This window comes from bacterium (assembly GCA_035528375.1).
In the GTDB taxonomy this organism is placed as follows: domain Bacteria; phylum RBG-13-66-14; class RBG-13-66-14; order RBG-13-66-14; family RBG-13-66-14; genus RBG-13-66-14.
Map to the genome: position 1 here is coordinate 14220 of DATKYS010000073.1, position 25964 is coordinate 40183.

Annotated in this window: 23 protein-coding genes; 18 read left to right on the forward strand and 5 right to left on the reverse strand. The window is 66.1% G+C overall.

The features are described from left to right. Window positions 1-212 precede the first annotated feature (212 nt). From VM054_05660 to rpsP, 3 genes are all read right to left on the reverse strand, one after another. The gene (locus VM054_05660) at window positions 213-2060 is read right to left on the reverse strand and encodes a hypothetical protein (protein ID HUT98548.1); all 1848 of its coding nucleotides are present in this window, start codon (window positions 2058-2060) and stop codon (window positions 213-215) included. A 17-nt stretch (window positions 2061-2077) separates the two neighbouring features. Then, window positions 2078-2617 (reverse strand): ribosome maturation factor RimM, encoded by a 540-nt coding sequence (gene rimM, locus VM054_05665; protein ID HUT98549.1) that lies wholly within the window; start codon window positions 2615-2617, stop codon window positions 2078-2080. Between the two features lie 261 nt (window positions 2618-2878). Further along, the gene (rpsP, locus tag VM054_05670; protein ID HUT98550.1) at window positions 2879-3121 is read right to left on the reverse strand and encodes a 30S ribosomal protein S16; all 243 of its coding nucleotides are present in this window, start codon (window positions 3119-3121) and stop codon (window positions 2879-2881) included. Window positions 3122-3332: 211 nt separating this feature from the next. Here rpsP and VM054_05675 point away from each other — a divergent pair, with 211 nt between their 5' ends. The 18 genes from VM054_05675 (at window position 3333) to VM054_05760 (ending at window position 22631) form a co-directional block, all read left to right on the forward strand. Next, window positions 3333-7454, forward strand: coding sequence for a DUF3857 domain-containing protein (locus tag VM054_05675; protein HUT98551.1), 4122 nt, complete (start codon window positions 3333-3335; stop codon window positions 7452-7454). Between the two features lie 51 nt (window positions 7455-7505). Next, window positions 7506-8792, forward strand: a complete 1287-nt coding sequence (locus VM054_05680; protein ID HUT98552.1) for an ABC transporter substrate-binding protein — start codon at window positions 7506-7508, stop codon at window positions 8790-8792. Then, window positions 8789-10579, forward strand: coding sequence for a dihydroorotate dehydrogenase (locus tag VM054_05685; protein HUT98553.1), 1791 nt, complete (start codon window positions 8789-8791; stop codon window positions 10577-10579). Before VM054_05680 ends, VM054_05685 begins: the two co-directional genes overlap by 4 nt. A gap of 89 nt (window positions 10580-10668) precedes the next feature. Beyond that, window positions 10669-11553: a hypothetical protein gene (locus VM054_05690; GenBank protein HUT98554.1), complete on the forward strand. Its 885-nt coding sequence runs from the start codon at window positions 10669-10671 to the stop codon at window positions 11551-11553. Window positions 11554-11611: 58 nt separating this feature from the next. Further along, window positions 11612-12115 (forward strand): transcriptional regulator NrdR, encoded by a 504-nt coding sequence (gene nrdR / locus VM054_05695; protein ID HUT98555.1) that lies wholly within the window; start codon window positions 11612-11614, stop codon window positions 12113-12115. A gap of 34 nt (window positions 12116-12149) precedes the next feature. Beyond that, a complete protein-coding gene (locus tag VM054_05700; GenBank protein HUT98556.1) occupies window positions 12150-13571 on the forward strand; it encodes a flippase in 1422 nt (473 codons plus the stop codon). A gap of 99 nt (window positions 13572-13670) precedes the next feature. Then, window positions 13671-14741 (forward strand): UDP-N-acetylglucosamine 2-epimerase (non-hydrolyzing), encoded by a 1071-nt coding sequence (wecB, locus tag VM054_05705; GenBank protein ID HUT98557.1) that lies wholly within the window; start codon window positions 13671-13673, stop codon window positions 14739-14741. 31 nt (window positions 14742-14772) lie between these two features. After that, a complete protein-coding gene (locus VM054_05710; GenBank protein ID HUT98558.1) occupies window positions 14773-15723 on the forward strand; it encodes an FAD-dependent oxidoreductase in 951 nt (316 codons plus the stop codon). Next, complete coding sequence (locus tag VM054_05715; protein ID HUT98559.1) at window positions 15720-16937, forward strand: SpoIID/LytB domain-containing protein; 1218 nt, start codon at window positions 15720-15722, stop codon at window positions 16935-16937. The genes VM054_05710 and VM054_05715 overlap by 4 nt, the downstream gene beginning before the upstream one ends. A 6-nt stretch (window positions 16938-16943) precedes the next feature. Continuing rightward, window positions 16944-17357, forward strand: coding sequence for a secondary thiamine-phosphate synthase enzyme YjbQ (locus VM054_05720; protein ID HUT98560.1), 414 nt, complete (start codon window positions 16944-16946; stop codon window positions 17355-17357). A 33-nt stretch (window positions 17358-17390) separates the two neighbouring features. Continuing rightward, on the forward strand, window positions 17391-17579 hold the full coding sequence (locus VM054_05725) for a hypothetical protein (GenBank protein HUT98561.1): 189 nt from the start codon (window positions 17391-17393) through the stop codon (window positions 17577-17579). Between the two features lie 344 nt (window positions 17580-17923). Next, entirely contained in the window at window positions 17924-18340 is a 417-nt protein-coding gene (locus tag VM054_05730; protein HUT98562.1) for an Rrf2 family transcriptional regulator, read from the forward strand. A gap of 255 nt (window positions 18341-18595) precedes the next feature. After that, a complete protein-coding gene (locus tag VM054_05735) occupies window positions 18596-18961 on the forward strand; it encodes a hypothetical protein (protein HUT98563.1) in 366 nt (121 codons plus the stop codon). A 1-nt stretch (window position 18962) separates the two neighbouring features. Next, complete coding sequence (locus VM054_05740; GenBank protein HUT98564.1) at window positions 18963-19820, forward strand: DUF4388 domain-containing protein; 858 nt, start codon at window positions 18963-18965, stop codon at window positions 19818-19820. Beyond that, the gene (locus VM054_05745; GenBank protein ID HUT98565.1) at window positions 19810-20304 is read left to right on the forward strand and encodes a hypothetical protein; all 495 of its coding nucleotides are present in this window, start codon (window positions 19810-19812) and stop codon (window positions 20302-20304) included. Before VM054_05740 ends, VM054_05745 begins: the two co-directional genes overlap by 11 nt. 105 nt (window positions 20305-20409) lie before the next feature. Beyond that, window positions 20410-20742 carry a hypothetical protein gene (locus VM054_05750; GenBank protein HUT98566.1) on the forward strand — a complete coding sequence of 111 codons (333 nt, stop codon included), beginning with the start codon at window positions 20410-20412 and terminating at the stop codon, window positions 20740-20742. Then, window positions 20739-21443, forward strand: a complete 705-nt coding sequence (locus tag VM054_05755) for a hypothetical protein (protein ID HUT98567.1) — start codon at window positions 20739-20741, stop codon at window positions 21441-21443. The genes VM054_05750 and VM054_05755 overlap by 4 nt, the downstream gene beginning before the upstream one ends. A 390-nt stretch (window positions 21444-21833) precedes the next feature. Beyond that, the gene (locus VM054_05760; protein ID HUT98568.1) at window positions 21834-22631 is read left to right on the forward strand and encodes a sulfite exporter TauE/SafE family protein; all 798 of its coding nucleotides are present in this window, start codon (window positions 21834-21836) and stop codon (window positions 22629-22631) included. A 384-nt stretch (window positions 22632-23015) separates the two neighbouring features. Here the strand turns inward: VM054_05760 and VM054_05765 are convergent, their stop codons facing one another. Further along, window positions 23016-23810 carry a nitrilase-related carbon-nitrogen hydrolase gene (locus VM054_05765; protein ID HUT98569.1) on the reverse strand — a complete coding sequence of 265 codons (795 nt, stop codon included), beginning with the start codon at window positions 23808-23810 and terminating at the stop codon, window positions 23016-23018. A 131-nt stretch (window positions 23811-23941) separates the two neighbouring features. Further along, window positions 23942-25882, reverse strand: coding sequence for a sulfatase (locus VM054_05770; protein ID HUT98570.1), 1941 nt, complete (start codon window positions 25880-25882; stop codon window positions 23942-23944). Window positions 25883-25964 lie beyond the last annotated feature (82 nt).

Here is a 25964-nt window from a genome sequence, read left to right on the forward strand (position 1 = left end):
ACCGTTCCGGGCTAGGGAGTCGTGCCGGACGGTCGAAAGCATTATTCCGGGCGCGTCACCCCCGGGGATGACGCCCTCCCCGTCGTCGGGTCACTAACGGCTGCGGGGGCCGCAACGGGAAATTTTCCCCCGACCGTTGGTAAAATACGTCGTTCGGCCGGCTCGGGTTCCCCCGATCCGCGCCGCCGCGAGGGTGAAGGAAGGGAATTCCTTCACTTCTTTGGGGTTAGGTCTTTCCCAAAGCGAGCTTGGTGTATCTTATCGGCCCGGACGGGCGTTGTCAAGGGCGCGCCGGGCAAGGGGGAGACGCCGGCCAGCTCCGCCACGAGGGCGTCTATGCGCTCCACGGTGTCCGTGTCCCCGATCTCCAGGGCGTCCCCGCGGGCGATGGACCAGACCTTCCGGGCGTTCTCGCGGCTCGTCTCGGCACCCGTGGGGTCGTCGGCGTAGGCCGCCCGGAAGTAGTCGGCGTAAACCCGTCCTGAGAGGACGCGGACCTCGATCCGCTGGATGTCGTCGGCGATGTTGTAGGCCTCGGCCATGGCCACCACGGCCCGGTTGCGCACGTGCATGAGGTGCTCGTAGTCCACGGGGTTTTTGGTGTAGAGGCTGAAGGCGTCGGCGGCGGCCAGGAGGAGGGGGAGCCGCTCCGGGCTCGTCATCCGGTGCCCCAGCTCCACCGCCCGCCAGAGGTAGTCCGCGTTGGACAGCTCGCGACCGAGGTCGCAGAGCACAATCCCGAAGGCCAGGAGGTGGTCCTCCCCGAGCCCCATGTTCAGAAGGTCTATGGCGTCCCAGACCGCCTCCTCGAGCTCGCCCTTCTGTTTGGCCAGGTTCATCCGGGCCTGGAGGTAGGTCACGAAACGGTCGGAGTTGAGGCCCGCCCTCCAGGCCAGCTCGTACGCGCGCACGGCGGGCTCGAGCCGATCCGTCCTCTCCAGGGCGGTGCCCACGGCGCCGGCCATGGCCGCCACCCGCGATGGGTTGGCCCCGGCCTCCCGGGCCTGCTCCAAGAGCTCCAGACCGAGCTCCACGTCCACCATACGGATGAAGGCCGTCTCGGCGGCGGCGAGGAGGTTGGGACCGGTTTCGCCGGAGGCGAGGAGCTCGTTGATCCGCCGGCGACCCTCCCGGCTCTCCTCCTCGGAGACGGGCGACCCGCGGTAAACGGCCTCGGCAATTTCGCCGCTCTGGATGAGCTGAAGGGCCTCGAGCTGGGCCTCGGCGTAGGGCCTGATCGGCCCCTCGGGGTGGGCGATTTCCAGGGCGCGGTCGTACCAGGCGCTCGCGTCGGAGTAGCGCCCCCGGATGCGTTCCAGATCGGCCAGCTTCACCGCCGCGTAGGCCCGGCTGATGACACCCTCGCCGCCGTAATCGGGCAGGGCGTCGCTCTCATAGGCCTCCAGCCAGAGGTCCTTCGCCGGCTCGTAGAGGCCGTAGGGAACAAGAACCTCGGCCAGGTCCGCCACCGCCCTCTCCCGGGGGGTGACCGGGTCGCCGAAGGGGAAGTTCCCGGAAACGGCGTCGTAGGCGTCGCGGTATTCGTAAACCAGGTCGGGGACGGGGGGGTCTTCGTGGGACAGCACCAGGGACAGAGCGGCGTCGTGGTAATCCACCAGACCGTTCCAGGCCGCCTGGAACCTCTCCTGGGGGTAGGGGCTCTCCTCGGCGACCTCGATGAAGACCGCGGCGGCCTCCGCGGTGCGCCCCAGCATGTGCAGACAGAAGGCCTCGGCCAGGCCGAGCTGGAGGTCGGGCGGGACGGCCGTCTCGGCGGTGAAGCGTTCCAGGGCGGCGGAGTGGTTCCCGGCGGCGGCCAGGCAGAAGGCCAGGGCGAAGCGCTGGCGCAGGGTGGGGAAACCGTGGTCGAGGATGGCCTGGAGCTGCGCGGCGGCGTCGGCGAACCGGGAGGCCCGCAGCGCCGATACCAGGGCCTCGTACTCCGACGGGGTGCCCAGGGAGGCGTCGGCGTAGATGAGCTGGCGGGCCTTCTCGGCGTAGAAATCGGTGGCCGGGTCGGCGAGACCGCTCGCCACCAGCGCGCAGAGGACCAGAAACACCGAACGGCACCGACCGATCACGGAACCTCTTCCTCCTCCATGCGCCGGATGACGACCCTCCCTCCGTCGGGGTCCACCGCGAGGACGACCGCACGGACGAAGGGAACCAGGAGCTCCCCGCCCCCCGGCGTCTCGATGACCAGCACGTCGGCGGCTCCCCCCGCGCCGGGCTCGACGCCCACGATCCGCCCCGCCTCCCCCCCGTCGGCGTAACGCGCGGCGAGACCCACCAACCGGTATACGTACCAGACGCCCGCGCCGTTCTCCCCGGGGGACCCGTGGACCGGGAGCTCGTCGGGGGAAACGTACACCGAGCGGCCGGCGAAGACCCCGGCCCCCTCGGGGGTCTCGACACCGGCGAGGCGCAGGTACAGCCTGCCGGAGCCGTCGGTCCTCCAGGATTCCACGGTGAAGGGCTCGCCACCCAAAAGGACGCGGGTGATTTTTTCGTGAAAGGGCAGGCCGCCGGAATTTTCCGGCCGGAACGCCAGCTCGCCCCGCAGGCCCCACGGACGGCCCAGGCGACCGAGCAGGATCAGTTCGTCTTCCGGCTCCAAGCTTCCACCCCGGTGGATATTAAAATAAACGGGGCCTGTTGTGGGCCCCGGAAATCGTCCGATAAGAGTCCGCGCGGCGACACGGTTGACGGGACGCGCGGTCGGTGTCGGGCGGCGGGTCCCCTCTCGCGTCACCGGTTCAAACCGGCGCTGGTCCCGTTAAAAATCCCCTGTGGATGCGTCCCCCTCGCGTCGCCGGTTAAAATGCCAATGGCGCGGATTGTCGCCACACTCCGCTTGGGCCCCCCTCGCGTCGCCGGCTCAGACTATCCCCAGCTTCTTGAATATGTTGCGCACGGCCCCGGAGGGCAGGGCACCCTTCTCCATCCACCGGCGGGCGGCCTCGGAGTTTACCTCCATCGTGCTCGGCTCGGTGCGGGGGTTGTAGTGTCCGATCTCCTCGACGACCTTGCCGTCCCGTTTGGCGCTCCGTTCGGCGACGACGACGCGGTACGTGGGTCGGTTGGTGGCTCCGTAGCGTTTGAGTCGTATCGTTAGGGCCAAGGGTTCTCCTTCTCCGGCTCGCGACAGGGCGTTTTCACTCACCGGCGTGGTAGGTGCGCCGGTCGAGCGGTGTATCATACGATAGAGACGGCCCGGGGTCAAGGGAAGGCTCGGAATAACCGGGTCACGGCCCTTTCGGCGGAGCGGTGGAGTTGACTTATGCGGCCCCGGACCGCTATCATCACCTGCGTCTTTCAGGGGAATAGGGGTGATGAGAAACCTCGGGCGCGCCCTCTTCGTGGTGGTTCTCGTTCCGACTCTGGTCGGGGCGAGCGCCGTCGCCCTCGAGGCCGCCAGCGTCTACCCAAGCCTGGACGGCCCGCCGCCCCTCGACGCCTCCCTTTCCGCAGATGAGTACGCCCTCGCCGCCTGGTGCGACTACCTCGGCGGGACGGACACCCGGGAGCTCCTGGCCCGGCTGGACACCGGCCCGTCCCCCGCCGACGGTCCGGCGGCCTGCGCCCTCTGTGAGCTCCGGGGCCTGCTCCACCAGGGGCTGGGGGAGTACGCCGAGTCATTCCGCGATCTAGCCCGCCTGATCGAGTTGCAGCCGGACAGGCCGGAGAGCCTGGTCTACCTCCGGCGGCTCACCGAGACGGCCGGGGAGTTCCCGGGAGGGGATGCGGAGCTGGAGACGCTCTGCCGCTCCCTGGCGGACATGGCCTCGGCCGACCCCGCCCTGCGCACCGAGGCGCGGACCATCCTGGTAGACATTCACCGGGCCGCGGGCTGCCCCGACGGGGCGGTGGAGGCGACCCGGCTGACGCACGACCTGGGCTTCCTCCGCTTCTTCAGCTACCTGGGCCCCTTCGACAACACCGGCGAGGCGGGCTTCGACACCCTCTACGGGCCCGAGGTGGACGGGCGGGTGGACCTCACCGCCCGCTACGCCGGGAAGCGGGTCGAGGTGGGCTGGCGCGATTTCCCCCAACCGGCCTTCGCCCTGGCTCTGGACCCGGGGCTCCCGACGGGCTGGGGGGACGGGGAGTCGTTCCGCCCCTTCTACGGACCGCTCCAGCTCTCCGCGGTCACCCGGCCGAACAACCAGGTCTGCGGCTATCTGGCGACCTGGGTCCGGGTCGCGGAGCGCACCGAGGTCATCCTGAGCCTGGGGGCCGTGGGCGCGTTCAGGCTGTGGGTGGACGGGGCCGATGTCCTGTCCTTCGAGGGCTACCGGAGCTGGGCCCATCCCGACACCGACCGGGTCGGGGTGGTCCTCGAGCCCGGCTGGCACGAGATTTTGATGAAGACCTGCTGCGACGCGGGGGGCTGGGAGGTTTACCTGCGGACCACGGACCGCGCCGGTGAGCCGCTCCCACTGGAGCACCGCTCCGCGCCGCCCTCGGGCTGGCGTCGTCCGGTGCGGGGTCCGGAGACCTTCGCGCCCGCGCCCGACCCCTACGCCAGCCTGCAGGAGCTCAGCGACCACGACAACGTCCTCGCCCTCTACTACCTCGGTCACCTGGAGGCCCGGGAGCGCAGGGCCGACCAGGACTCACACCTCCACCGCGAGCTATTCAGCCGGGCTTTTACCCTCTCCCGGTCTTTCCGGAGGGCCGACTCATCCGTAAACCTCCCCTGGGCGCCCGTCGCCCATTCCTACGCCCTCTACGAGGAGAACTTCAACCCGGCCAAGCTCGCCTGGCTCGAGGCGCTCGACGCGGATGAGCACCACGTCGAGAGCTGCATCGGTCTGGCCGATGCCTACTCCGGGCTCCAGCGTCCCGACGATGGTCTCGCTTACGCCGAGCGGGGGCTCCTGGAGAACCCCGACTGCCTCCAGCTCCTCCACCTCGAGGCGCTTGGTCTCGGGCTCCGGGAATACCAGCTCGAGCGTAAGCGGACGCTCGACCGAATGGCCGAGCTCCACCCAGATTACGGCCCCCTGGAGGAGGAACTGGCCGCGTACAGCCAGGGCCGCCTCGGCGTGGACGAGCGCGTCGCGATATTCCAGGGCGGCCTCGAGCGGAATGCGGCGGACGAATCCACCCTGGGGCGCCTGGCGGACCTCCTCGTGGACGCCGGGCGCACCGTTCGGGCGGAGGCGCTCCTCGAAGGGGCGAGGCCGCTCGCGCCCTATTCGCTCTGGCTGTACCAAAATGAGGCCCGGCTCCTCGGCGATGGTGGGGACTACGCTCAGGCGGCGCGCGTCCTGGATGAGGCGCTGGCAATCTGCCCCGAGGAGGCCGAGCTCCTGGCGCAGAAGGCCTGCGCCGATTACGAGAACGGCAACACGCCGGAGGCCGAGGAGGAATGGGCGAGGGCCCTCGAAATACAGCCAAACCTCACCTGGGTCACCGATTACCGAAGGACCCTGGCCGCGACCGCCCGGTCGGCGGAGCCTGCGGAAAACGACGGCGAGCCGTTCGACGAGCCCTACGCCTACGACGCTTACTCCCTCGCCGACGCCTTCGAAGCGCGGCTCACGCCCCTGGATCCCGACGCCAACGCCGAGGTTCTCCTGGACCAGGAAATCGTGAAGGTGAACAGCGACGGCACCGCGAGCCGGGTCGTGCACCGGGTGATAAAGCTCAAGACCGAGGACGCGCTGGAGGATTTCGGCTGGGCGTACTTCTCGTACGTGCCGAACGAGGAGACCTACGAGGTCCGGCATGTACGGGTCATTCGGCAAGACGGGACGGAGCTGGAGGCGTCGGACTGGAAGGAGTACTCGGCCTCGGACCCCGAAGCGCGCATGTATTCGGGCTCCGTGACGCGCTATACGCCGCTGCCGGGCATCGAGCCGGGGGCGGTGATTGACATCGAGTACCAGATTGACGACGTGGGCGAGAACATCTACCAGGGGCACTTCTCCGACACCTTCGTCTTCGGGAACTACCAGCCGACGCACATCGCCGAGTACGTGGTCCTCGCCCCGAAGGACCTTTTGCACTACCACGGTTGGAACTCGGCCCCGGCGCCCGATGTGGAGGACTTTCCCCTCCGGCGCGTCTGGCGCTGGACCCTGACCGACATCCCGCGGATAGTCGAGGAGGCGTCCGCCGTGCCGCTGATCGAGGTCCTCCCCTTTGCCGTCGTTTCGAGCTTCGACGGCTGGCGCGCCCTGGGCCGCTGGTGGTGGCAGCTTTCCAAGGACACCCTGACCCCCACCCCCAGTATCCGCGAGCTGGCCGACAGTATCGTCAACGAGGCCGGCGCCGGGACGACCTTCGAGAAGATCAAAGCCGTCTACGACTACGTGACCCGGAAGCTGCGCTACGTCGCCATCCTGCTGGGCATCGGCGGTTGGAAGCCCATCGAGCCGGAGAGCACGGTGCACACGGGCTACGGCGACTGCAAGGCCTCGGCGGCGCTCATGGTCAGCCTCTACCGCGCCCTGGGGATAGAGGCGTACCCGGTGCTCGTCCGCACCCGGGACCGGGGCGCGATAAAGTGGGACCAGGCCGCCCTGGGGCTCTTCAACCACATGATCTGCGCCGTCCCCTTCCAGGAGGGCTTCGACCTCGCCGACGTGCACACCAAGCTCACCCTTTCCGGGGACGAGTTCGGCTCGCTTTTGTTCCTGGACGGCACGACGGACTTCAACACCTGGTGGGAGCTGCCGTCCGGCGACCAGGGCGTGGAGGCCTACGTCAGCACCCCCGACGGGGGATACTTCGCTCCTACGCCCTTCTACTCCGCCGACGACAACTTCATCTTCAGCCGCACCCGCTTCGTCCTTGCGCCCTCGGGTAACGCGGTCGGGCACCGGGAGCTGGACTACGGCGCGAAGCTCAGCCCCGAGCGCCGCGCGGACAACCAGCAGACCGAAATGCAGGAGACGGACCTCGAGGTCTACTGGAACCGGCGCTACCCGGGGACCGACGTTTACTCGGTGGACATCTCCGACGTCACCGACACCGACGACAACGTTCACTACTCCTACGATCTGCGGGTTCCGGGCCTCGCGCGCCGCGAAGGAGACACCCTCGTCTTCGCCACGCACGTCCACCAGGACCTCCTGGCCCAGCGCTACGGTTCGCTCACGGAGCGGACGCTGCCGCTGCGTTTCGACTACCGCTGGCTGCAGAACACCCGCACGGTTTACGCGCTTCCGCCGGGATACCGGCCTGTTTCCCTCCCCGAGAGCCGCAGCGAGACCCTCACCACGGGAGAGGGCGACCCACTGGCGAGCATGTCCGTGACGTACGATTATGTAGGTAATACCTCGGGCGGCGAGGTGCAACCTACGCTCACCGTCACCGACGAGCTCCGCATAGACGCCGATGAGGTGTCAATCGCCGATTACCCGGCGTTCCGGTCCTTTTTAGCCGCCTACGACCGTGTCCAGTCGCAGGTCATCGTGTTCGTCAAGGCGGACGACGGGGACTGACGTGCGTGCCGCGTTATTCAACCATACCCACTGCAGAAGAGGGATGACCTTATGAGATGCGCCCGCCAAGAACGAACGGCTCCCAGGCTAGCCTTTCGGCTGAGCCGTGGGACGCGTTTCGTTCCGACCCTGCTCCTCTGCGCGTTCCTTTTATTTCTGGGCTCCGGCTGCGGCCACCACGATGGTGCGTACCTGGGCGTCCTGGGCCCCGAGACCGGCGACCGGTCGTACTACGGCCTGGAGGGCGTCCACGGCGCGCAGCTCCTGGTGAACGCCTTCGTGAAGTCGCGCTTCACCGACTCCGACGTTCCGCTGGAGATCATCCACTACGACACGGGCGGGGACATCGCGCGCTTCGAGCGCCTGTTCCGCCGTCTCGTGGAGACGGACGGTGCGGCGGCCGTCATCGTCACCGACCCCGACCCCGACACGGTGCGTCTGGCGGCGCGTCTTTCCGACGAGCTCGGAACCGCCGTCTTCTTCAGCTCCGACTTCATGGGCGCGTCGGCCGACGTAGGATCGTCCTTCGTGTACAACCTGAGCGTGGAGAGCCGCCTGTTGATACCCGAGGCGGTGACGGTGGCCGTCGAGTGGGCCCGAATGGATACCCTCGCCCTGGTGTCCGGGGAGGGGAATCTCTTCCGCGTGTACCACGACGACTTCGTGCGGGCGCTGGACGCCGTAAGTCGCACGACGGCGAGCCGTTCCGGGGTGGAGTACCTCGACCTGGAGCTCTCCCTCTCCGGCTACGACTACGATTCAGCGGCGTACCGGATGCTCGCCGAAGGCGTCTCGGGAGTCATCCTCAACGGTTCCACCGAGGACCTCCTGGGCCTGTTGAAGTCCTGCGCCGAGCTGACGTACAACCCGCCCTTCGTGGCCCTGGCCACCGCCAAACCGCGGCGTCTCGAGCTGCCCGATTACTACGTTTTGGACCAGGGGTACTTCGTGGGCGGCTTCTCCTCGGAATCGCCCAACGCCAAGACGACCGCCTTCGTGGAGACTTTCCGCAACAACATCGGTCACGTTCCGGGTCCCGTCGCCGCGGCGAGCTACGACGCGGCGCGCATCGTCCTGCGCGCGATAATCGAGGCCGACACCGCCGCAGCCGGCCCCGTGGCGCAGGCCATCGCCGGTTTCGGCACACACTCGGGCGTGGCCGGCGACTACGAACTGGACACGGCGCCGGAGTGGGTCTTCGTCGAGCGCACGACGCCCGCGGCCACCGGGGTCAACGTGGAGCTCGCGACAGCTCCGCCGATTCCGCCCCCCGTGGAGGAGGTCGTATCCGAGGCGGTTCAGCCCGCGCAGGCGGTTCAGCCCGTGGAAACGGAATGAAAAAAAAGGAGGCGCGTCCCGCCGGACCGCGCACCCCGCGGATCGTCCGGGCCGAGGTCGTCTCCCGGCGGGTGCTCTCGACCGGGGTGGCGGAACTGGTGCTCCGGACCGACCCGCCCGTGGACGCCGTGCCCGGCCAGTTCGTCGAGGTGGACTGCCGGCGGGCCGGGGTTCTCCTGCGGCGCCCCTTCTCCGTGTCCGGGATGGGACCCGACGGATCGCTCTCGCTGGTGGTGCGCACGGTCGGGCCGGGAACGTCCTGGCTGGCGGAGCGCGGGCCCGGGGACTCCCTCGACCTGCTCGCGCCGTGCGGGAAGGCCCGGCGGCTCGACGCCCGGGGCCGGCGATTGCTTCTCGTCGGGGGAGGCATCGGCACCCCGCCGCTCTACCGCTTCGCCGAGGTCTACCGCGCCGAAGCCGCGACCGTCGAGCTCCTGGCGGGCGCCGCCACCGGCAAAGAGGTGCGGGGATACGTGGACGCCGCGCCCGCGGGTATCACCTGCATTTCCGCCTCGGAGGACGGCGACGAGGGTCTCTGCGGCTTGGTGACCGCCGCCCTCGAAGCGCGGCTAAAGGAAATCCTCTTCGAAAAAGAAAAGCCACTGGTCGTGGCCTGCGGGCCCGAGGCGATGTTGGAGTGCGTCGCGGAGCTCTGCCGAGCCCACGACGTCGAGTGTTGGGTGCTCCTCGAGGCGCTCATGGCCTGCGGAACCGGGCTCTGCCGGGGTTGCGCCGTCCCCGCGGCGGGCGGCGGCTACCTTCTGGTCTGCCAGGACGGCCCGCTCTTCGACGCCCGCGAGCTGGCCTGGCCGCTCCCGTCCACGCCCCGGCCGATCCGACTGGAAGTCGAATCCACGCCCCCGGCGCCCGAATCTTCCCTGAAAACGCGGCTCGGCCCACTGACGCTGGCCACGCCGATTCTCGTCGCCTCGGGCACCGCCGGCTACGGCCCCGAGCTCGACCGCCTGGGCGGCCTGGAGGGCGTCGGCGCCGTAGTCACCAAGACGGTGACCCGGGAACCCCGGGAGGGCAACCCCCCGCCGAGGATCGTCGAGACCCCGGCCGGGATGCTCAACTCCATCGGTCTGGTCAACGTCGGCCTGGAACGCTTTCTGGCCGAGGTGTTGCCGGAGGTTCTCGGGCTGGGCCTCCCGGTGATGGTCAACGTCGGCGGGTCCACCGAGGAGGAGTACGTGGAGGTGGCCGGTCGGCTGGCCGCCGTCGAAGGAATCTGCGCGCTGGAGCTCAACGTGAGCTGCCCCAACGTGAGCCGGGGCGGGCTCCAGTTCGGCACCGAGCCGACCATACTCCGTGATTTGACGAGGAGGGTGAAGGAAGCCGCGGGCGGGCTGCCGCTCTTCGTGAAGCTGACCCCCAACGTGACCGACGTGACCCTCCCCGCCGGGGCCGCCCTGGAGGGGGGCGCCGACGGATTGACGCTCATCAACACCGTTCTGGGAATGGTCGTGGACGTGGGCCGCTCGAGGCCGGTGCTGGCCCGCGGGGCGGGCGGGCTCTCCGGGCCGGCCGTCCGCCCCGTCGCGGTACGGATGATCGCCCAGGTGCGCGCCGCCTTCCCCGACGCGCCCATCATCGGCACCGGCGGCATCGAGGACTGGCACGACGCCGCGGAACATTTGATCGCCGGGGCGAACGCCGTCAGCCTCGGCACCGTGAATTTTTATAAACCTGACGCCGCCCGCGGAATCGCCCAAAACCTGCGCCGCCTCCTCGCCCGGCGCGGGATGGCCCACATCGGCGAGCTGACCGGCTCTATGTTCGCTTAAAGCCAAAAGTTAATATTTCATAAATAAAAATTTATAAAGCACAGTATTTCATTAAAAAGAGGTTGGTTCTTTATTTAGGTATGGTCATCATGGAAATTGCAGATTTTATAATAAGTATTATAGGCATAGTTGTTGCTTTAGGCTATGCCTTCTATACAAACAGAAAACATCTTATCGCATCAAAATGGAATACTATGGTTGACAATATATATACTTATAGAGGGACATTTTATGGAGATCCGCCGGAGACTTACAGGATCCTGGAGAATAAAGCAACAAGTCAATGGCCACAGGTATTACTCGCACAAAGTGGTGATAATAACCAGTTTTCGCGAAGCGAGTGTTTATTTTTAAAATTTAATTTAGCAAGACTCGAATTTTGGGGTTTTTATCTAGGAAAAGAAAACCTCGCAAGAAGTGCAGCACCATTTGCAGGTATGATACCAAAGAAAATGAAAATAATTACAGTATTCCCGAATGATATTAATGTGGGTAAAGCCTATGTATTAAGAAAATCCTACTTTTCTAGAATTGTGGATGTATTACGTAACCTATCACAAAGCACCGCCCTTTCAAAATTATCTCTATTGAGGTTATTATTCTTAGTTTCTATTAATCAGCCAAAATACCTTAGACGGTTTATAAACACTAGATTTGAAGGGCATTATTCAAATATTAGCCTCTCGGCATATGGAATGAGGAAGCTATGGAATATGGGGATAGAGGATGTTATTTTACAATTAAAGTATTCGCTTATAAAGTGGCCAGATGATTATAAATTAAATTATAAAATGCGTCCTTCTCTATACAATCTGTTAAATAGATATGGATTTGGTATACGTGATAATTCTTCGGGAGAAATGTTTTATGGATTAATACAGCCTAACACTTTGTGTAAACCTATTTACTTGCCCATAATGAGTACGTTACCATTGTATAAGCCATCAATGATGAATCAGAGCAGCAGCCAATAATAAGCTTTTTAAGAAAAATATACTCTGCTCAGATAATGCGGTGAATTGAAGGTGCGGTATGAGATGCCCCTACTGCGGTGAAGATTCAGACAAGGTGACCGACACCCGCCCCTCCAAGGGTGGCGAGCTGGTGCGCCGCCGGCGGGAATGCCTGCACTGCGGCCGCCGATTCACCACCTACGAGAAGGTCGAGGAGCCGGAGCTGAAGGTGGTCAAGCGCGACGGGAGGCGGGAGCGCTTCGATCGGGCGAAGATCATGACCGGCCTGGAGAAGGCCTGCGAAAAGCGACCCATCAGCCACGACCAGCTCGAAACGGTGGTGGCCCGGGTCGAGACCGAGCTCCGCAACCGCCTGGGCGACGAGGTGGAGTCGAGCGAGATAGGCGAGCTTTTGATACACGAGCTGGCCGATCTGGACGGCGTGGCCTACGTTCGCTTCGCCAGCGTTTACCACCAGTTCGCCGACACCGACCAGTTCACCGACGTGCTCCGGCGCCTGCGCGAGGACCGGCGCCGGCGGCGCGCCAAGAAGAAGGCCGAGGAGGGACAGACCCTCTTCTGACGAGAGGTGGGCGCTCCGGGCGCCCCTTTTACGCATGGTCGAGGGAAGGCTCATCCGCCGCGTGGGTGTGAACACCGGGTTCGTCCTGGGCTCGGAGGTCGTGCGCAAGCTGCTGGCCTTCGCGCTGCAGCTCGTCGCCGTGCGCGTCTTCGGCGACGCCGGGTACGGGCGCTACATCTTCGCCATCGGCTTCGTCACCCTGTGGGCCCTGGGCAACGACCTGGGGCTGGCCGAGCTGACCGTGCGCGACGTGGCGCGGGACCGGGAGCGCGCGGGGGCCTACCTGGCCGACGTCCTCTCGATGAAGCTCCTGGCGGGCGTGCTGGTCCTCGGGGTCCTGGCCCTGGTCGGCGGGGCGACACAGCCCGCCGAGCTGCCGATGATTCTCTGGGCGGGGCTCTCCGCCGTAATATTCGCCGGGAGCAGGGAGAGCGCCCTGGGGGTTTTCAAAGGCACCCAGGACTTCCGCTCCCTTTTCATCGTGAACCTGGCGGGCGACGCGCTGACCCTCGGGCTGGGCTACACGGCGGTGCTCGCGGGCTACGGCCCCCTGGGGCTCATCGTCGCCACCGCCGCCGCCACGGCGCTCTCCTCCCTGATGAGCCTGCTGTGGGCCCGGAAGCGCTTCGGCGGCGTGCGGCCCGACCCGAGACGCTGGTGGGGCCTCCTCAAGGCCGGCTTCCCCTTCGCCCTCGCCTCCGTCTTCATCATCGTGTACAAGCTGGTGGACGTCACCATGCTCAAGTACATGCTCGGGTCGGACGAGGTGGTGGGGTGGTACGGGGCGTCGGTGAAGCTCGTAAACATCCTGCTCTTCGCGCCCCTGGCGCTTTCCGCGGCGCTCTTCCCGGCGCTCGCGGAGATGAAGGGCGACGACGAGCGGCTGTCCCGCACGGCCTCGGTCACCATCCGGCTGCTGGTGGGTCTGGCGCTCCCGGCCGCGATACTGATTTTCTTCCACGCCGAGGGGATTTCCGCCATCGCCCTCGGTCCGGGCTACGGCCCCTCGGCGGATTCCCTGAGAGTCCTGGGCCTCTCACTCCCCCTGGTCTTCGCCAGCTACCCCCTGTCGGTGCTGTTGAAGTCCACGGGCCGTGAGAAGCTCTTCGCCGCGGGGGCCCTGGTCAGCGGTCTGGTGAACGTGGCGGCCAACCTGTACGCCATCCCCCGGTGGGAGCACGTAGGCGCGGCCTGGACCACTGTGATCTCCGAGGCGCTGGTCCTCGTGCTCTTCGTCGTCTTCGCCCGGCGCTACATCAATCTGTCCCAACTGGGCCGACCTCTGTTGGGCACCCTGGCCGCCGGGGCGGCGTACGGGGCGGCCTGCGCCTTCTTGTCTCTGTGGTGGTCCCTGGCCCTCCTGCCGATTTACGTCCTGCTCCTCTTCGTCACCGGGGCGGTGAAGGGCGAGGACATCCGTGGGATTCGGGAGGCTCTGCGGCGCGGGCGGGGTTGAGCCGGGGACGGTCGCCACGACGACGGCGGGGATGGTAAAATCGGGTCGGCATAATCCGCGGCCGGTCGAAAAAAGAAGAACCCCCAAGGAGGGGGTGGGATGCTCGTAGCCACCGTCGTTGGCGCCCGGCCCCAGTTCATCAAGGCCGCCGTGGTGAGCCGCGCATTCGCCCTCCGGGGGGTCGAGGAGCTTCTCATCCACACCGGCCAGCACTATGACATCCGCCTCTCCGATGTCTTCTTCTCCGAGCTGGGGCTGCCGGAGCCGTACTACAACCTGGGCATCGGCAGCGCCACGCACGGGCGCCAGACGGGGCAGATGCTGGTGGCCATAGAGGACGTGCTGTTGCGGCACTCGCCGGACATGGCGCTGGTCTACGGCGACACGAACTCGACGTTGGCCGGGGCGCTGGCCGCGGCCAAGCTCCGCATCCCCCTGGCCCACGTGGAGGCCGGGATGCGCTCCGGCGACCGCTCCATGCCCGAGGAAATAAATAGAATCCTGACCGACCACGCCAGCGACCTGCTCCTGGCCGCCACCCGGACCGCGGTGGAGAACCTGGCCGCCGAGGGGCTGACCGGGGGCGTAGTCCTCACCGGCGACGTGATGTACGACCTGTGGCTGGCCAAGCGACCGATCTTTGAGGGGATGAAGCCCAAGCTGCTGGAGGATTTCGGTCTGCGCGATGGCGGCTTCGTCCTGGCGACTTTCCACCGCCCGCGGAACAGCGACGACCCGGCGAGGCTCCGGTCCATTCTCGACGCCCTGTTAAAACACTACGAGCCCGTGTTCCTGCCGCTCCACCCCCGGACGCGCAAGAACCTGGACGCGGCGGGGCTCCTCGAAAAATACGCGGAAATGCTCCGCGAGCCGGTGGGCTACCTGGAGATGCAGGCGCTCCTGGCGGGTGCGCGCCTGGCGGTAACGGACTCCGGCGGCCTGCAGAAGGAGGCCTACTTCCACGGCACGCCCTGCCTGACCCTCATGCCGCAGAGCGAGTGGGTGGAGACGGTGCGGGCCGGGTGGAACAAGTTAATCGAGCCGGAGGGGCTCCCCGCGGCCCTCAAAAATTTCTCGCCCACAGGAGAGCGGCCACGGGTCTTCGGCGAAGGCGACGCCGCGGAGCGCGTAACCGGGGCGGTGACCGGCTACCGCCCGCAGGTGCAATAATCGTACACCGCACCATCAGGGGAAGGTCAACGTGAGCAAGGTCCACGAGCTGGCCATCATCGGCGGCGGGCCCGCCGGGTACACCGCGGCCATCTACGCCATCCGCGGCGGGGTGGACTTCATCTTCTTCGCCGATGGCGTCGCCGGGGGGCAGATAGCCACCACGTCCACTTTGGAAAACTACCCCGGCGTGCCGGGGCCCATCAACGGGATGGAGTTCTCGGCGCGGCTGACCGAGCAGGCCCAGGGGCTGGGCATCGAGGTGGAGCAGGCCCACATCGAGAAGCTGGAGGACCGGGGGCAGTTCTTCCTTCTGACCGACGACTACGACGAGGAGCACCGGGCCCGGGTGGTCATCCTGGCCACGGGGGCGCACTACCGGACGTTCCCGTTGGAGGGGGCGGCGAAGTTCTTCGGCCGCGGCCTCTCCTACTGCGCCACCTGCGACGGCAACTTCTTCCGCGACCAGGAGGTAGCCGTGGTCGGCGGCGGGGACACCGCCCTCGAGGAGGCGCTCTACCTCACCCGCATGTGCCGGACGGTGCACCTGATCCACCGCCGGACGGAATTCCGCGGCGTCCCGGTGCTCCAGCAGAGGGTGCACGCCGCGAAGAACATCACGCTCCACCTCCCCTTCGTCCCCGAAAAAATCCTCGGCGCCGACGGCGTGGAGGGGCTGGAAATCAAGAACGTGGAGACCGGCCAGACGGAGGCCCTCGCGGTGACCGGCGTCTTCAGCGCCCTGGGGATGGTCCCCAACTCGGAGCTGGTCAAGGGGCTGTGCAAGCTGGACCCGGGGGGCTACGTCTTCGTGAACGAGCGGATGTTCACCTCGAACCCGCGCATCCTGGCCGCCGGCGACGTGACGGTGACCCCCCTGCGCCAGGTGGCGGTGGCCGTGGGGCACGGAGCCATCGCGGCGGAATCCTCCCGCTGCTGGCTGGACGAGAACTGCGCGCTGCCCTCGGAGGCCGGGGAATGAGACGCTGCCTCACAGCGGGCCTTATCTTTTGTGCGATATTCATCGCCTGCCGACCCGACGGTGAGGTGGGGCACGGCGGCACGCTGAAACCGGCGCCCACCGAGCTCCGGGTCCTGTTGCAGGAGACCGACGGGCTGTTGGTGGTGAACTGCCCCTCGGGCGCGGTGATAACCGACGACTCCGACGAGCCGCTCTACACCGTTCCCGCGGGCTGGGACCTGGTGTTCAAGCGCAACGAGTACGGCGTGCTGGCCGTCAACGGCGAGTGGCAGCGCTGCACGTGGGTGCGGATCGAGCCCCGGGTGGAGGGGGACGGGCCGCCCCGGATCACGGTCAAGGGCTCGCCCTACCGCGGTTCCCTCACCGTCCGCTCCACCACGACGGGGACGGTGCAGGCGATAAACCGGATAGAGGTGGAGGATTATCTGCGGGGCGTTCTGCCCAAGGAGACCTACGCGAACTGGCCGCCCGAGGCGCTCAAGTCCCAGGCCGTGGTGAGCCGGAGCTACGCCCTGGCGCGCATGAGCGACGACCCCGACGCCCCATTCCACCTGCGCGCCGACACCTCGTCCCAGGTCTACGGCGGGTACTACGCCGAGGACCCGCGCACCGACGAGGCGGTGGCCGCCACCACCGGCGAGGTCCTGGCCTACGGCGGCCGGATCGTGACCACCTTCTTCAGCTCCTGCTGCGGGGGCCACACCGCGGCCATAGACGATATCTGGCCCAACGTCGAGCGGCGGCCGTTCTTCTCCGGGGTCGAGTGCGAATGGTGCACCGCCTGCCCCAGTCACGACTGGGAGTACACCCTGGATTTCGACCGCCTGGCCCACGCCCTCGCCGCGGCGGGCTACACCACCGAAAGCCCGACGGGCCTGCGCCTGCGGACAAACGCCCGCACCGGCCGGGTCCGGTACGTGGTGTTCACCTTGGCCTCGGGGGATGAGCTGGAGCTGCCGGGCGACGAGTTCCGCCGCCTCGTGGGCTACGGCGAGCTGAAGAGCACGTACTTCGACATCGCCCGCGTCACCGAGGGCGGGCTCATACTCTCGGGCCACGGCTACGGCCACGGCGTGGGGCTCTGCCAGTGGGGCAGCCGGGGGATGGCCGAGGCCGGTTTCACCTACAAGGAAATCATCAACCACTACTACCCCGGGGCCGGAATCGCCCAGTGGGACGCCCTGTGGCCCATGGAGCCCCGGCCGACGAGCTGACGAGCCATGTTCTTCGAGAAGACCTACGAGGTTCCGACCAGGGGCGAGGGCGACGTCATAGACCTCACGCCGCTCCTGGAGCGCTTCCTCTCCGAATCGGGGACGAGCGACGGTGTCTGCACCATCGCCGCCACGGGCTCTACCTACGCCGTCACCACGGTGGAGTACGAGCCGGGGCTGGTGGAGGATTTAAAACGTGTGCTGCAGGCGCTCGTCCCCCGGGGTCCGGTGTACGCCCACGACACGCGCTGGGGCGACGGTAACGGCTACGCCCACGTCCGGGCGAGCCTGGCGGGCCCCTCGGTGAGCTTCGCCGTGGTCGGCGGGAAGCCGCGGCTGGGGACCTGGCAGCAGCCGGTCCTTCTGGATTTCGACAACCGGCCCCGGACGCGCCGGGTGAGCTTCTGCATCGCCGGTTGAGGCCGGCGTCGTGATGAAAAACCGGTGGGCGGAATGACCCGCCGCATTCCACGGGAGAAACCCATGCCCTTCGACATCGCCTGCTCGCTGACCATCGCCTTCTACGAGAAGCACACCAAACCCGACGAGAAACCGGATGACTACATCAAGACCTACAAGTACTTCCTCCAGGAGGTGAATCTTCTCTTCGAGGAGTACGGGTACTTCGGCGACGAGGAGTAGGTCCCCGGTAAAAATTTCAGGCCGGTCGTCCCCGACCGGATAGCGGGCTTACCGGGATGCGCGGGATCTCCGGTAAAACGGAGCGAACCTAGCGTAGCGAGCTACGCCCCCGGCGAACCGAAGTAATGCCCCCGGCAAAAAATCCCCCTTTCCCGCTTGACAGTGGGTCCCGAATAGCCTAGTATCCCTATTGGAATTTATCCGTTAGCGCGGGTCTGAATACCCGGTGTGCCGCGAATCGGGCGTCCGCCACCCGGAAGCGGCGCGGTTGAAGCTCCGCTTGCGCCGCCGGGGAGAATCGTTTTTACGGGCTCGTCTGTAAACATACGAGAAACGGGGAAGGCATGCACGTTTCGACGCGCAGTGAGTACGGTTGTCGGGCCATGCTGGAACTCGCCCGCAACCACGGCTGCGGCCGCCTGTCGGCCGACGAGATAAGCACCCGCCAGGAGATACCGGAGCGTTACCTGGAACAGATACTCCTCTCGCTGCGCCGGGCGGGGTTCATCCACAGCCGCCGCGGTCCGGGGGGCGGCTACACCCTCGTCCGCCAGCCCGATGAAGTGAACGTGGCCGACGTCATCCGGACCCTCGACGGCCACCTGGCACCGGTGGCCTGCGCCAGCGAGACGGCGTACCAAGCCTGCGCCCGTGAGGACACCTGCGGCCTGCGCTGGCTCTGGCAGATGGTGCGCCAGGACCTGGCCAATCGGCTCGAATCCACCACCTTCGCCGACCTGTTAAAGCGCGAGACGGGTTGATCCGGACCGCTCGGGCCTGACCGTTCCCCGCCGAAGGATGCGCGTAAATCGTCCCGCGTTAAGGGGCTGCGACCGAAAATGGTCCGGCCCTTTTTAGCACCCCGGTCGGACGGCGGTGACAGCCCGGCTCATCCGTCGGAGTCGAAACGGAGCGAAGCGAACTAATACCCCCGGCAAAAAGGGCGCCCTCCCTTGACCGCCGCTTGTATTCCATCTACAATAATAAAAAACCTCTAAAACTCGCGGGTGTGAACCTTGGCGAACAATAACACCCTCCAGTGGGGCGCCGCCCCCCTCGAGGTCGAAACCAGGGAGCTATTCTCCGACGGGCGGGAGGGCGATTTCGAAATCGTCCCCGAAGAACCGGTCCGGCCCCACTGGCGCACGCTGAAACGCTGGCTGAAGACCGTCGGTTTCTCCCCGGTCGAGCGCGCCGAGCGCTACGACCGCTTCTCGTTGGGAAGTATGACTCTCGCGCTGACCGGGGACGGCCGTTTCATCCTCGAGGGGGTCAAACCCCCGACGGTCCCCACCGCCCTGGCCCTCGCGCAGCTCTTTCTCTACTGCGACCGGGCGGCCGATCGCCGGCGGCCCGAAGACGCCGAAAAAGAAGGCGGATAAGATGGCTCTACAAGGCACCCTGGCGGAGCTCCCCCTCCTCGACCTCCTGGAGATATTCAGCCGCTACTACCGCTCCGGCTGGCTGAGCGTGGAGAGCACCAAGGGGCGCACGGAGATATACATAGACGCGGGGCGGATCATCTACGCCGAAAGCGTGGCCGACCGGGAGCCGCTGGGGAAGATGCTCCTCGGGCGCGGCTTCTTGACCCAGGAGCGGCTCGACGAAGCCCTCCACAGCCAGAAACGAAGCGAAGCGAGTAATGTCCCGGCAAAAAGCCAGGGCGGGGGGCGTCGGATGCTCGGCGAACTCCTCCTGGAACTGGGGATCGTCACCCAGGCCGACATCGAGGAAGCCCTGGCCGATCAGCTCGCGGAAACGGTCTACCGCACATCCCTGGAATCCGACGGAACCTTCGTCTACAAGGTCGCCGGCTACGAGCCGCCCGGCTCGAAGGTGGTGGTCAAGTTGCGCATAGACGAGGTCGTACTGCGCGGCATGGCCCGGGTCGAGGACATGTCCCACCTGGGAATCGGCCTGTTTAGCTTCCGGCAGGTCCCCCTCCTCGCCGACGGCGTCGTGAACCTGAAGGAGCTCGACCTGCCGCCGGAGGAGTGGAAGGTGCTCTCCCTCATAGACGGGCGGCGGAACCTGGACGAGATTACCATGGCCGGCAACCTCACCCGCTTCAGCACCGCCCGGGCCCTCTTCAACCTCCTGGGGAAGCGGTTGGTGGAGATAGGCATCGGCGCCTCGCCCCCGCCCGTGCAGCGCACCGCCGCCATCCAGGCCGCCAGCCCCGACACCGAGACCCTGGAGAATTTAAAGCGCACCCTCGAGGGGGAGGAGAATGCCGGGTAAACCGGTAACGGTACTGGTGCTGGCCGACAAGCCGGAACTGGCCCTCACGCTCCTGGAGTCCTTCCGACCGACCCAGGGCCAGATTTCCGAGCTGACGACCATCTACGGCTTTCTGGGCCGCTACTACCGCGTGGCGGGCGGGGAGCTGGAGCTGGTCGCCGCGCCGAGCAACTCCGACCTGCCCTCCCTGTTCGATCTTCTGGCCGAGGGGCTGGCCGGGTACATCGTGGCGGTGGACTGCCTCGACCACAACCGTTTTCCCAGCATCCGGGCCGGCCTCGATTTCTGGGAGCTCATCAGCGCCGCCCCCCGCATACTCGCCCTGACCAACTACGACGAGCCCAACGCCGTGGACCGTCTCACCGTGCGCCAACTCCTCCGCCTGAGCGTGGACGACCAGGTGGTGCCCCTGCCCGAGGGGCAGCTGCGCCCGGCGATAATTTCCCTGTTGAAGATGATTCTGAGCCGCCCCCGGGAGGTCTAGACCCCCTGCTGGAGGGACGCGGAGAGTCTGCCGCCCGGCGTTTGACACGGGGCCGATTGACGGTGGGAGTGAGACCGAAACCGGCTGGACCGGCGGGAGGAAACCTTGCCTCACTTTTGCGACGAATGGGGTCCCGACGCCTGCGAGATAGAAATAGACTCCCAGAAGCTCGACGTGCTGGGGGATTTTTTCGTCGTCCGGGGGCGGGTGGTCAACCGGCTGGCCTGCACACTGCCCCACCTGCAACTGCGGATGGTCATGCACTACAAGGATCACGACCATCCCCCGATGCGCCAGGGCATCTACCACATCACCGACCGCGCCCTGGAGCCCGGAGAATCCTGCCCCTTCAAGATCGAGGGGGAGTACGACGACGGGATGCACCACGTGGAGATTGACGTCTGGCCCTCGGATCCCACGGGAGGTCTCCACCCATGAGGATGGCCCCCCTGCCCGAGACGCCCGCCCTTTCGGAACTGGACGAGTGGCGGGAGATACTCTTTCTGGGCCCGCTCAAGTGGGCGGAGGTCCACCGCGGCGACGTGGTCCTGGTGACCGACGAGAACGTGGACGACATCGCCGAGGTGATGGGCGCCGTCGTGACCCTGGTCACCCATTCGTTCTACTACCACGCCCTCGTTTACGACCACGCCTGGCGATTCATCCACGCCTACGCCACCCAGGTCTTTGCCGACAACATCTGGGACTTCTACCTCAAAAAGACCAACGTCACCCTGACCTGGCTGCGACCGCGGCATGCCGACCCGGAGCGGATAATCGGGCGGGAGGAGACCGCCGCCGTGGTCGAGTTCGCCCGGAAGCAGATCGGCAAGCCCTACGACCTCTGGGCCAACCTCGCCTTTCTCTTCCGCGCCGACGGCGTGAGCCGCGTCCCCGACTGGCTCCGCACCCTCTTCCAGAATCGCAACTGGCTCGACGACCACGGGAAGTGGCATTGCTCGGAGCTGGTCGGCGCCGCCTGGTGGCGGGCGTGTAAAGTCCGCTTCACCGACGATATGAAGAGCAAGACCTTCCTCTCACCGGCGGACATCAGCGACTCCATCTACGGGGACGTGGTCTGCTCGCTGAAGATAAGGAACGGCGAGTACCAGCTACTCACCAAGCAGAAGGACGTCTAGGGATTTCCGAAAATTCAGGCGGTGACGTAGGGCGGACGGTCGGTCCGCCTTTTTTCCTCCCCCCCGGCGTTACCCGCGGTTCGTGAGACGAGAATTTTTTTGAACCGGAGGGTGAACCCGCCCCCTTTAAACTGAAACGACATGTGATAATCGTTTGATAGCCCGTATTTTATATATTCCCGACTAACTATACCGTTTTATTGCATTATTGTTTTTTTCAGCCTATAATCCATCTAACCCATGGAGTTACTCGGGTAATTCACCCCATTAACAGAAGGTTTTACCGGGTATCTTTCCACTCCGGCCGTAGCGGGCCGCTTCCCCCCGACACAGGGAGACCGCCCGTAAGCCGCGGAATAAGCAACCCCTTCCCCGATCCGAGGTGGCGCCATGCTGGAACTGCCCATCTGGGAACAGATTCTGGTTTTCGCCGGTGTCGGCATCATCGCCCAACTGATAGACGGCAGCCTGGGGATGGCCTACGGCGTCAGCTCCAACAGCCTGTTGATGGCCCTGGGGTTGCAGCCCAAGATCGCCACCAGCTGCGTGAAGTACGCCGAGACCGGGACGACCCTGGTCTCGGGCATCTCGCACCTGGCCTTCAAGAACGTTGACAAGCGCCTGTTTCTGGGGTTGGTCTTCACCGGGGCGGCCAGCGGGGTGGTCGGCGCCTACCTGTTGACCGAATTCCCCGGGGATTACGTCAAGCCGGTGGTCAGCGTGTACCTCTTGGTGATGGCGGTGCGCATCCTCTTGAAGGCGCGCAACGGGCGCCGTGAGGCGGAAACGGAGAAGGAGGCCAAGCACTTCTCGAACCCCGTCCTGGCCGTCCTGGGGGCCGTCGGCGGCTTCTTCGACGCCATCGGGGGCGGCGGCTGGGGGCCCATCGTCACCACCACCCTCGTCAGCGGCGGCCACGAGCCGCGATACGCCATCGGCTCCGTCAACACCGCCGAGTTCTTCGTCACCGTCTCCCAGGCGGTGACCTTTCTGTCCATAGTCGGTTTCACCGAGTTCTGGCCCGTCATCGTCGGACTCCTGGGCGGCGGGGTGATAGCCGCCCCCTTCGCCGCCTGGGTCTGCAAAAAGATCCCCCCAAAGGTGATGCTGATTCTGGTCGGCTGCCTGATCTTCATCACCAGCAGCTACAACCTGTGGAAGGGTCTGGATAAGCTGTTCGCCGGCTAGCCGGTCAACCCGCCCCTGCGCCTGAACGACGCACGACCTACCCGTAGTGGCGACCGTCCACGGTCGCCCGCGGGCCGACCTGAACGGCGCGCCGTCGGTCGGCCCCTACTTCACCGCAATTCGCGGCGGCCCGCGGGGGATGCATCCCACGGGGCCGCCCTACGTCATCGCAACATCACAGGCCGGGGTGAGCGGTGAAGCGGCCTCCCTCTCCCCGTGGGAGGCCTGCGAAGCGCGGGACTGAGGGTGAGGGCTGCCTTAGAAAAAGCGGCGGGGACTAATATCCCCCCCTACATTTAGGCACCCGGCGGTGGATAAATAATCACGGGCGGGTGTGGACACCCGCCCCTACGGTAAAAAAAAGGCCCGCAGCGGGGCCGCTTTTCACTTGCACAGCTTCCCGTACAATTCCCGCCGTCGCCCGGCGAAGAGGTCGTTCCCCCGCACGATCTTGTCCTCGGCCAGGGCGGTGTCCATCTCCACGCTGAAGAACCTTTCCCCGTCCTCATCGGCCCGCCCCAGTACCTCCCCCGCCGGGGTGACCACCTGACTCCGACCGATGAACCGCATCGGTTCGCCCCGCCACTCCTCCACGCCCACCCGGTCGGCCGTCACGGCGTAAACCCGGTTCTCCAGGCAGCGGGTGACCATGGCGTCGGGGCAGTGGGGCAGCACGAGGTTCGCCGGGTGGCAGAGGACCGTCGCCCCACGCAGGGTGAGAATCCGCGCCGTTTCAGGGTAAATCCAGTCGAAGCAGATCATCAGGCCGATTTTGGTTCCCAAGAGTTCGACCGGCTCGGGCTCCCCGTCCCCCGGGGTGAAAATCTCCGGCTCGAAGCCGAAGAGGTGCAGCTTCCGGTAGCCGGCCTTGGGACCGTCGGGCCCGACGAGAAGGGCGCTGTTGAAGAGCCTTCCGCCGTCCAGCTCGGGCAGCCCGACGACGTAATGGGCGCCGGTCCGGCGGGCCAGTTCGCGGAGAACCCCGGCGGTCGGCCCGTCCAGCGGCTCGGCCGCGGCCCGCATCGCCGCCGCCTCCAGGCAGTAACCCGAGGTGGCCAGCTCCGGCAGGACGACGAGGTCGGCCCGGTGGGGGGTGAGGAGCTCGACCATCCGCCGCCGGTTGAGCTCCGGGTCACCGGGGCGGGGTTCGAACTGGAGATAGCCGACGGTCAGCTTCATCGTAAAGGGAGCTTGAAGCTCCACACTGTTCCGCGACGAGAGTCTTTGGTTATTCGAACGATTACCGCCGCGAGCGACGCCTGGTTACTCATCCAGGTTGGGGTGAGTAGCCCGGCGGGGAATCGTGCCGCTCACTGCAGGTAGCCGACGGCGCGCAGGTTCTCGAGCTGGGCCGCCGTTTCCTCGTGGCTCAGACCGGCCGCCCCCGGGTTGTACGTGTCGCGCAGCTCGGCCTGCTCCGCGTCGTACTCCTCGATCAGCCCCAGGAGACGGTCGCGGCTCTCGGGGTGCTCATCCCCCGCTTCGTCCCGCTGGGTCGTATCCTCGTGCGTGAAGTAGAAGACGTCGCCGGTGTCGCGGTCCAGGATGAGCGATCCCTCCGGCGCGTGGACGGTTATCTGGTGGGAGGGCCGTTTTATCTGCACGAGATTCTTCTCGTCGCTATGTTCGGCGAAGACCACCCGCTCGGGATCGGGGGGGAGGAGCAGCGAGCACCCGACGAGGGGCCCTTTGTCGTACTCCACGCCGAGCGCGTCCAGGACGGTGGGGAAGATGTCGGCGATGCTCACCCGGTCGTCGCGGACCACCCCCTCGGGGAAGACCCCGGGCCAACGGACGATGAGCGGCACCCGCACCACCTCTTCGTACATGGTCCGACCGTGACCCCAGCCGCCGTGGTCCCAGAGCTCCTCGCCGTGGTCAGCCGCGAAGAAGATCGCGGTGTTCGCGAGCGCCCCGCCCTCCCCCAGGGCGTCCAGCATCCGGCCGATTATCTCGTCCTCGTAGCGCACCTCGCCCCGGTAGAGCTCGATAATCCTCCGGCGGTCGTCGCCCTGGATGACGTCGGGACCCTGTTCCCTTATCACGCCGGCGAAATCGTTGCCGAGAAACCTCCCCATCGGTCCCTCGTAAACCCAGTCGGGCACGAAGCGGTCCGGCGGGACGTAGGGCACGTGGGGGTCGAAGAGATGGACGTAGGCGAAGGTCCCGCCTCCGGGCGTGAGCCTGGAACTGAGCTCCACCGCCAACTCCGGGGTGACGACCTTCGTTTGCTGCATGTCGCATCGCAGGATGAGCTGGCCCAGATTGTAGGAGAGCCAGGCGTAGAGGGGGCCGGTGGAGGAGGACAGGATGCCCAGCATCGGGGTGCGGAAGATGTCGTAGTTGACGTAGCCGTCGAAGCCCGCGTAGAGGTTGGTGCAGGGGAGGACGGCCGTGTTGCAAAACAGAGCCCAGCAGCGATACCCCTCGCGGGACAAGAGACCCTGCAGGTTCGGAAGGGCGTTGGGGAGCGGACGGAAACCGTTCACGCCGTGGACGACGTGGGAGGTCCCGGTGTAGATCGAGGCGACGGCGGGGAGGGTCCAGTTGGAGGTCGAGTAGCACCGGTCGAAGCGTACACCCGCCGCGGCCAGGCGGTCGAGGTTGGGCGTGGGCACTTCGCCGCCGAAGGTGGAGGCGATGTCGGCCCGGTGGGCGTCGGAGATGATGACGAGGATGTTGGGCCCCGGCGAGGTCGCGGGCTCTTCGCCGTAGGTGAAGTTCCCGAGGTCGAAGAGGTAGAAGACGACGAAGAGGAGGATCGCGGCGCCCAGGAGCCACCCGGCGGCGCGCCTGATCCAGTGCTCGATCCTGGACCATTTTATCGCCACCAGGACCAGGGCCGCGCCTACGACCAGGCCCACCACGAAACCGAGAAGGGTGCGGAGATGGGTGAAGAGCGTCCCCACCTCCACGGGCAACCCCAGCACGCCGGTCGTCACCGCCGCCGCGGCGATGAGGCCGATGCGCTCCCGCCAGGCATCGGACAGCGGCCTGACGTTCTCGGTCACGAGGGTGGCGATGAGCGCGACGACCAGGGACGCCGCGGCGCCGATGACGGGGAAGTAAAAGAGAGCCCCGATGATGAAGAGCAGCGTCTGGTGGAAGCCGTCACCGATGAGGCCCCAGACGACGTTCCCGCCGCCCAGGATGAGCTGGGCGAGGAAGTAGTAAGCCGTGTAGGCGTAACTTACCAAAACGCCGAAGAGGGTCAGGCGCCAGATTTTTGCCAAAGTCGTCCGGAAGTCCACTTCTCACGGTCCTTGGATAGGCGTTGCCATCGCGCCCGAATTATAGCAGATGTAATTCCCGATGACGGGTCCGGCGAGATCC

What these genes read in the sequence shown, in the direction of transcription:
- VM054_05685 (HUT98553.1), top strand. Translation starts at nt 8,789, where the DNA reads ATGAAAAAAAAGGAGGCGCGTCCCGCCGGACCGCGCACCCCGCGGATC.
- VM054_05690 (HUT98554.1), top strand. Translation starts at nt 10,669, where the DNA reads ATGGAAATTGCAGATTTTATAATAAGTATTATAGGCATAGTTGTTGCT.
- nrdR (HUT98555.1), top strand. Translation starts at nt 11,612, where the DNA reads ATGAGATGCCCCTACTGCGGTGAAGATTCAGACAAGGTGACCGACACC.
- VM054_05720 (HUT98560.1), top strand. Translation starts at nt 16,944, where the DNA reads ATGTTCTTCGAGAAGACCTACGAGGTTCCGACCAGGGGCGAGGGCGAC.
- VM054_05675 (HUT98551.1), top strand. Translation starts at nt 3,333, where the DNA reads ATGAGAAACCTCGGGCGCGCCCTCTTCGTGGTGGTTCTCGTTCCGACT.
- VM054_05745 (HUT98565.1), top strand. Translation starts at nt 19,810, where the DNA reads ATGCCGGGTAAACCGGTAACGGTACTGGTGCTGGCCGACAAGCCGGAA.
- VM054_05765 (HUT98569.1), bottom strand. Translation starts at nt 23,810, where the DNA reads ATGAAGCTGACCGTCGGCTATCTCCAGTTCGAACCCCGCCCCGGTGAC.
- VM054_05700 (HUT98556.1), top strand. Translation starts at nt 12,150, where the DNA reads ATGGTCGAGGGAAGGCTCATCCGCCGCGTGGGTGTGAACACCGGGTTC.
- VM054_05755 (HUT98567.1), top strand. Translation starts at nt 20,739, where the DNA reads ATGAGGATGGCCCCCCTGCCCGAGACGCCCGCCCTTTCGGAACTGGAC.
- wecB (HUT98557.1), top strand. Translation starts at nt 13,671, where the DNA reads ATGCTCGTAGCCACCGTCGTTGGCGCCCGGCCCCAGTTCATCAAGGCC.
- VM054_05715 (HUT98559.1), top strand. Translation starts at nt 15,720, where the DNA reads ATGAGACGCTGCCTCACAGCGGGCCTTATCTTTTGTGCGATATTCATC.
- VM054_05730 (HUT98562.1), top strand. Translation starts at nt 17,924, where the DNA reads ATGCACGTTTCGACGCGCAGTGAGTACGGTTGTCGGGCCATGCTGGAA.
- VM054_05760 (HUT98568.1), top strand. Translation starts at nt 21,834, where the DNA reads ATGCTGGAACTGCCCATCTGGGAACAGATTCTGGTTTTCGCCGGTGTC.
- VM054_05725 (HUT98561.1), top strand. Translation starts at nt 17,391, where the DNA reads ATGACCCGCCGCATTCCACGGGAGAAACCCATGCCCTTCGACATCGCC.
- VM054_05680 (HUT98552.1), top strand. Translation starts at nt 7,506, where the DNA reads ATGAGATGCGCCCGCCAAGAACGAACGGCTCCCAGGCTAGCCTTTCGG.
- VM054_05740 (HUT98564.1), top strand. Translation starts at nt 18,963, where the DNA reads ATGGCTCTACAAGGCACCCTGGCGGAGCTCCCCCTCCTCGACCTCCTG.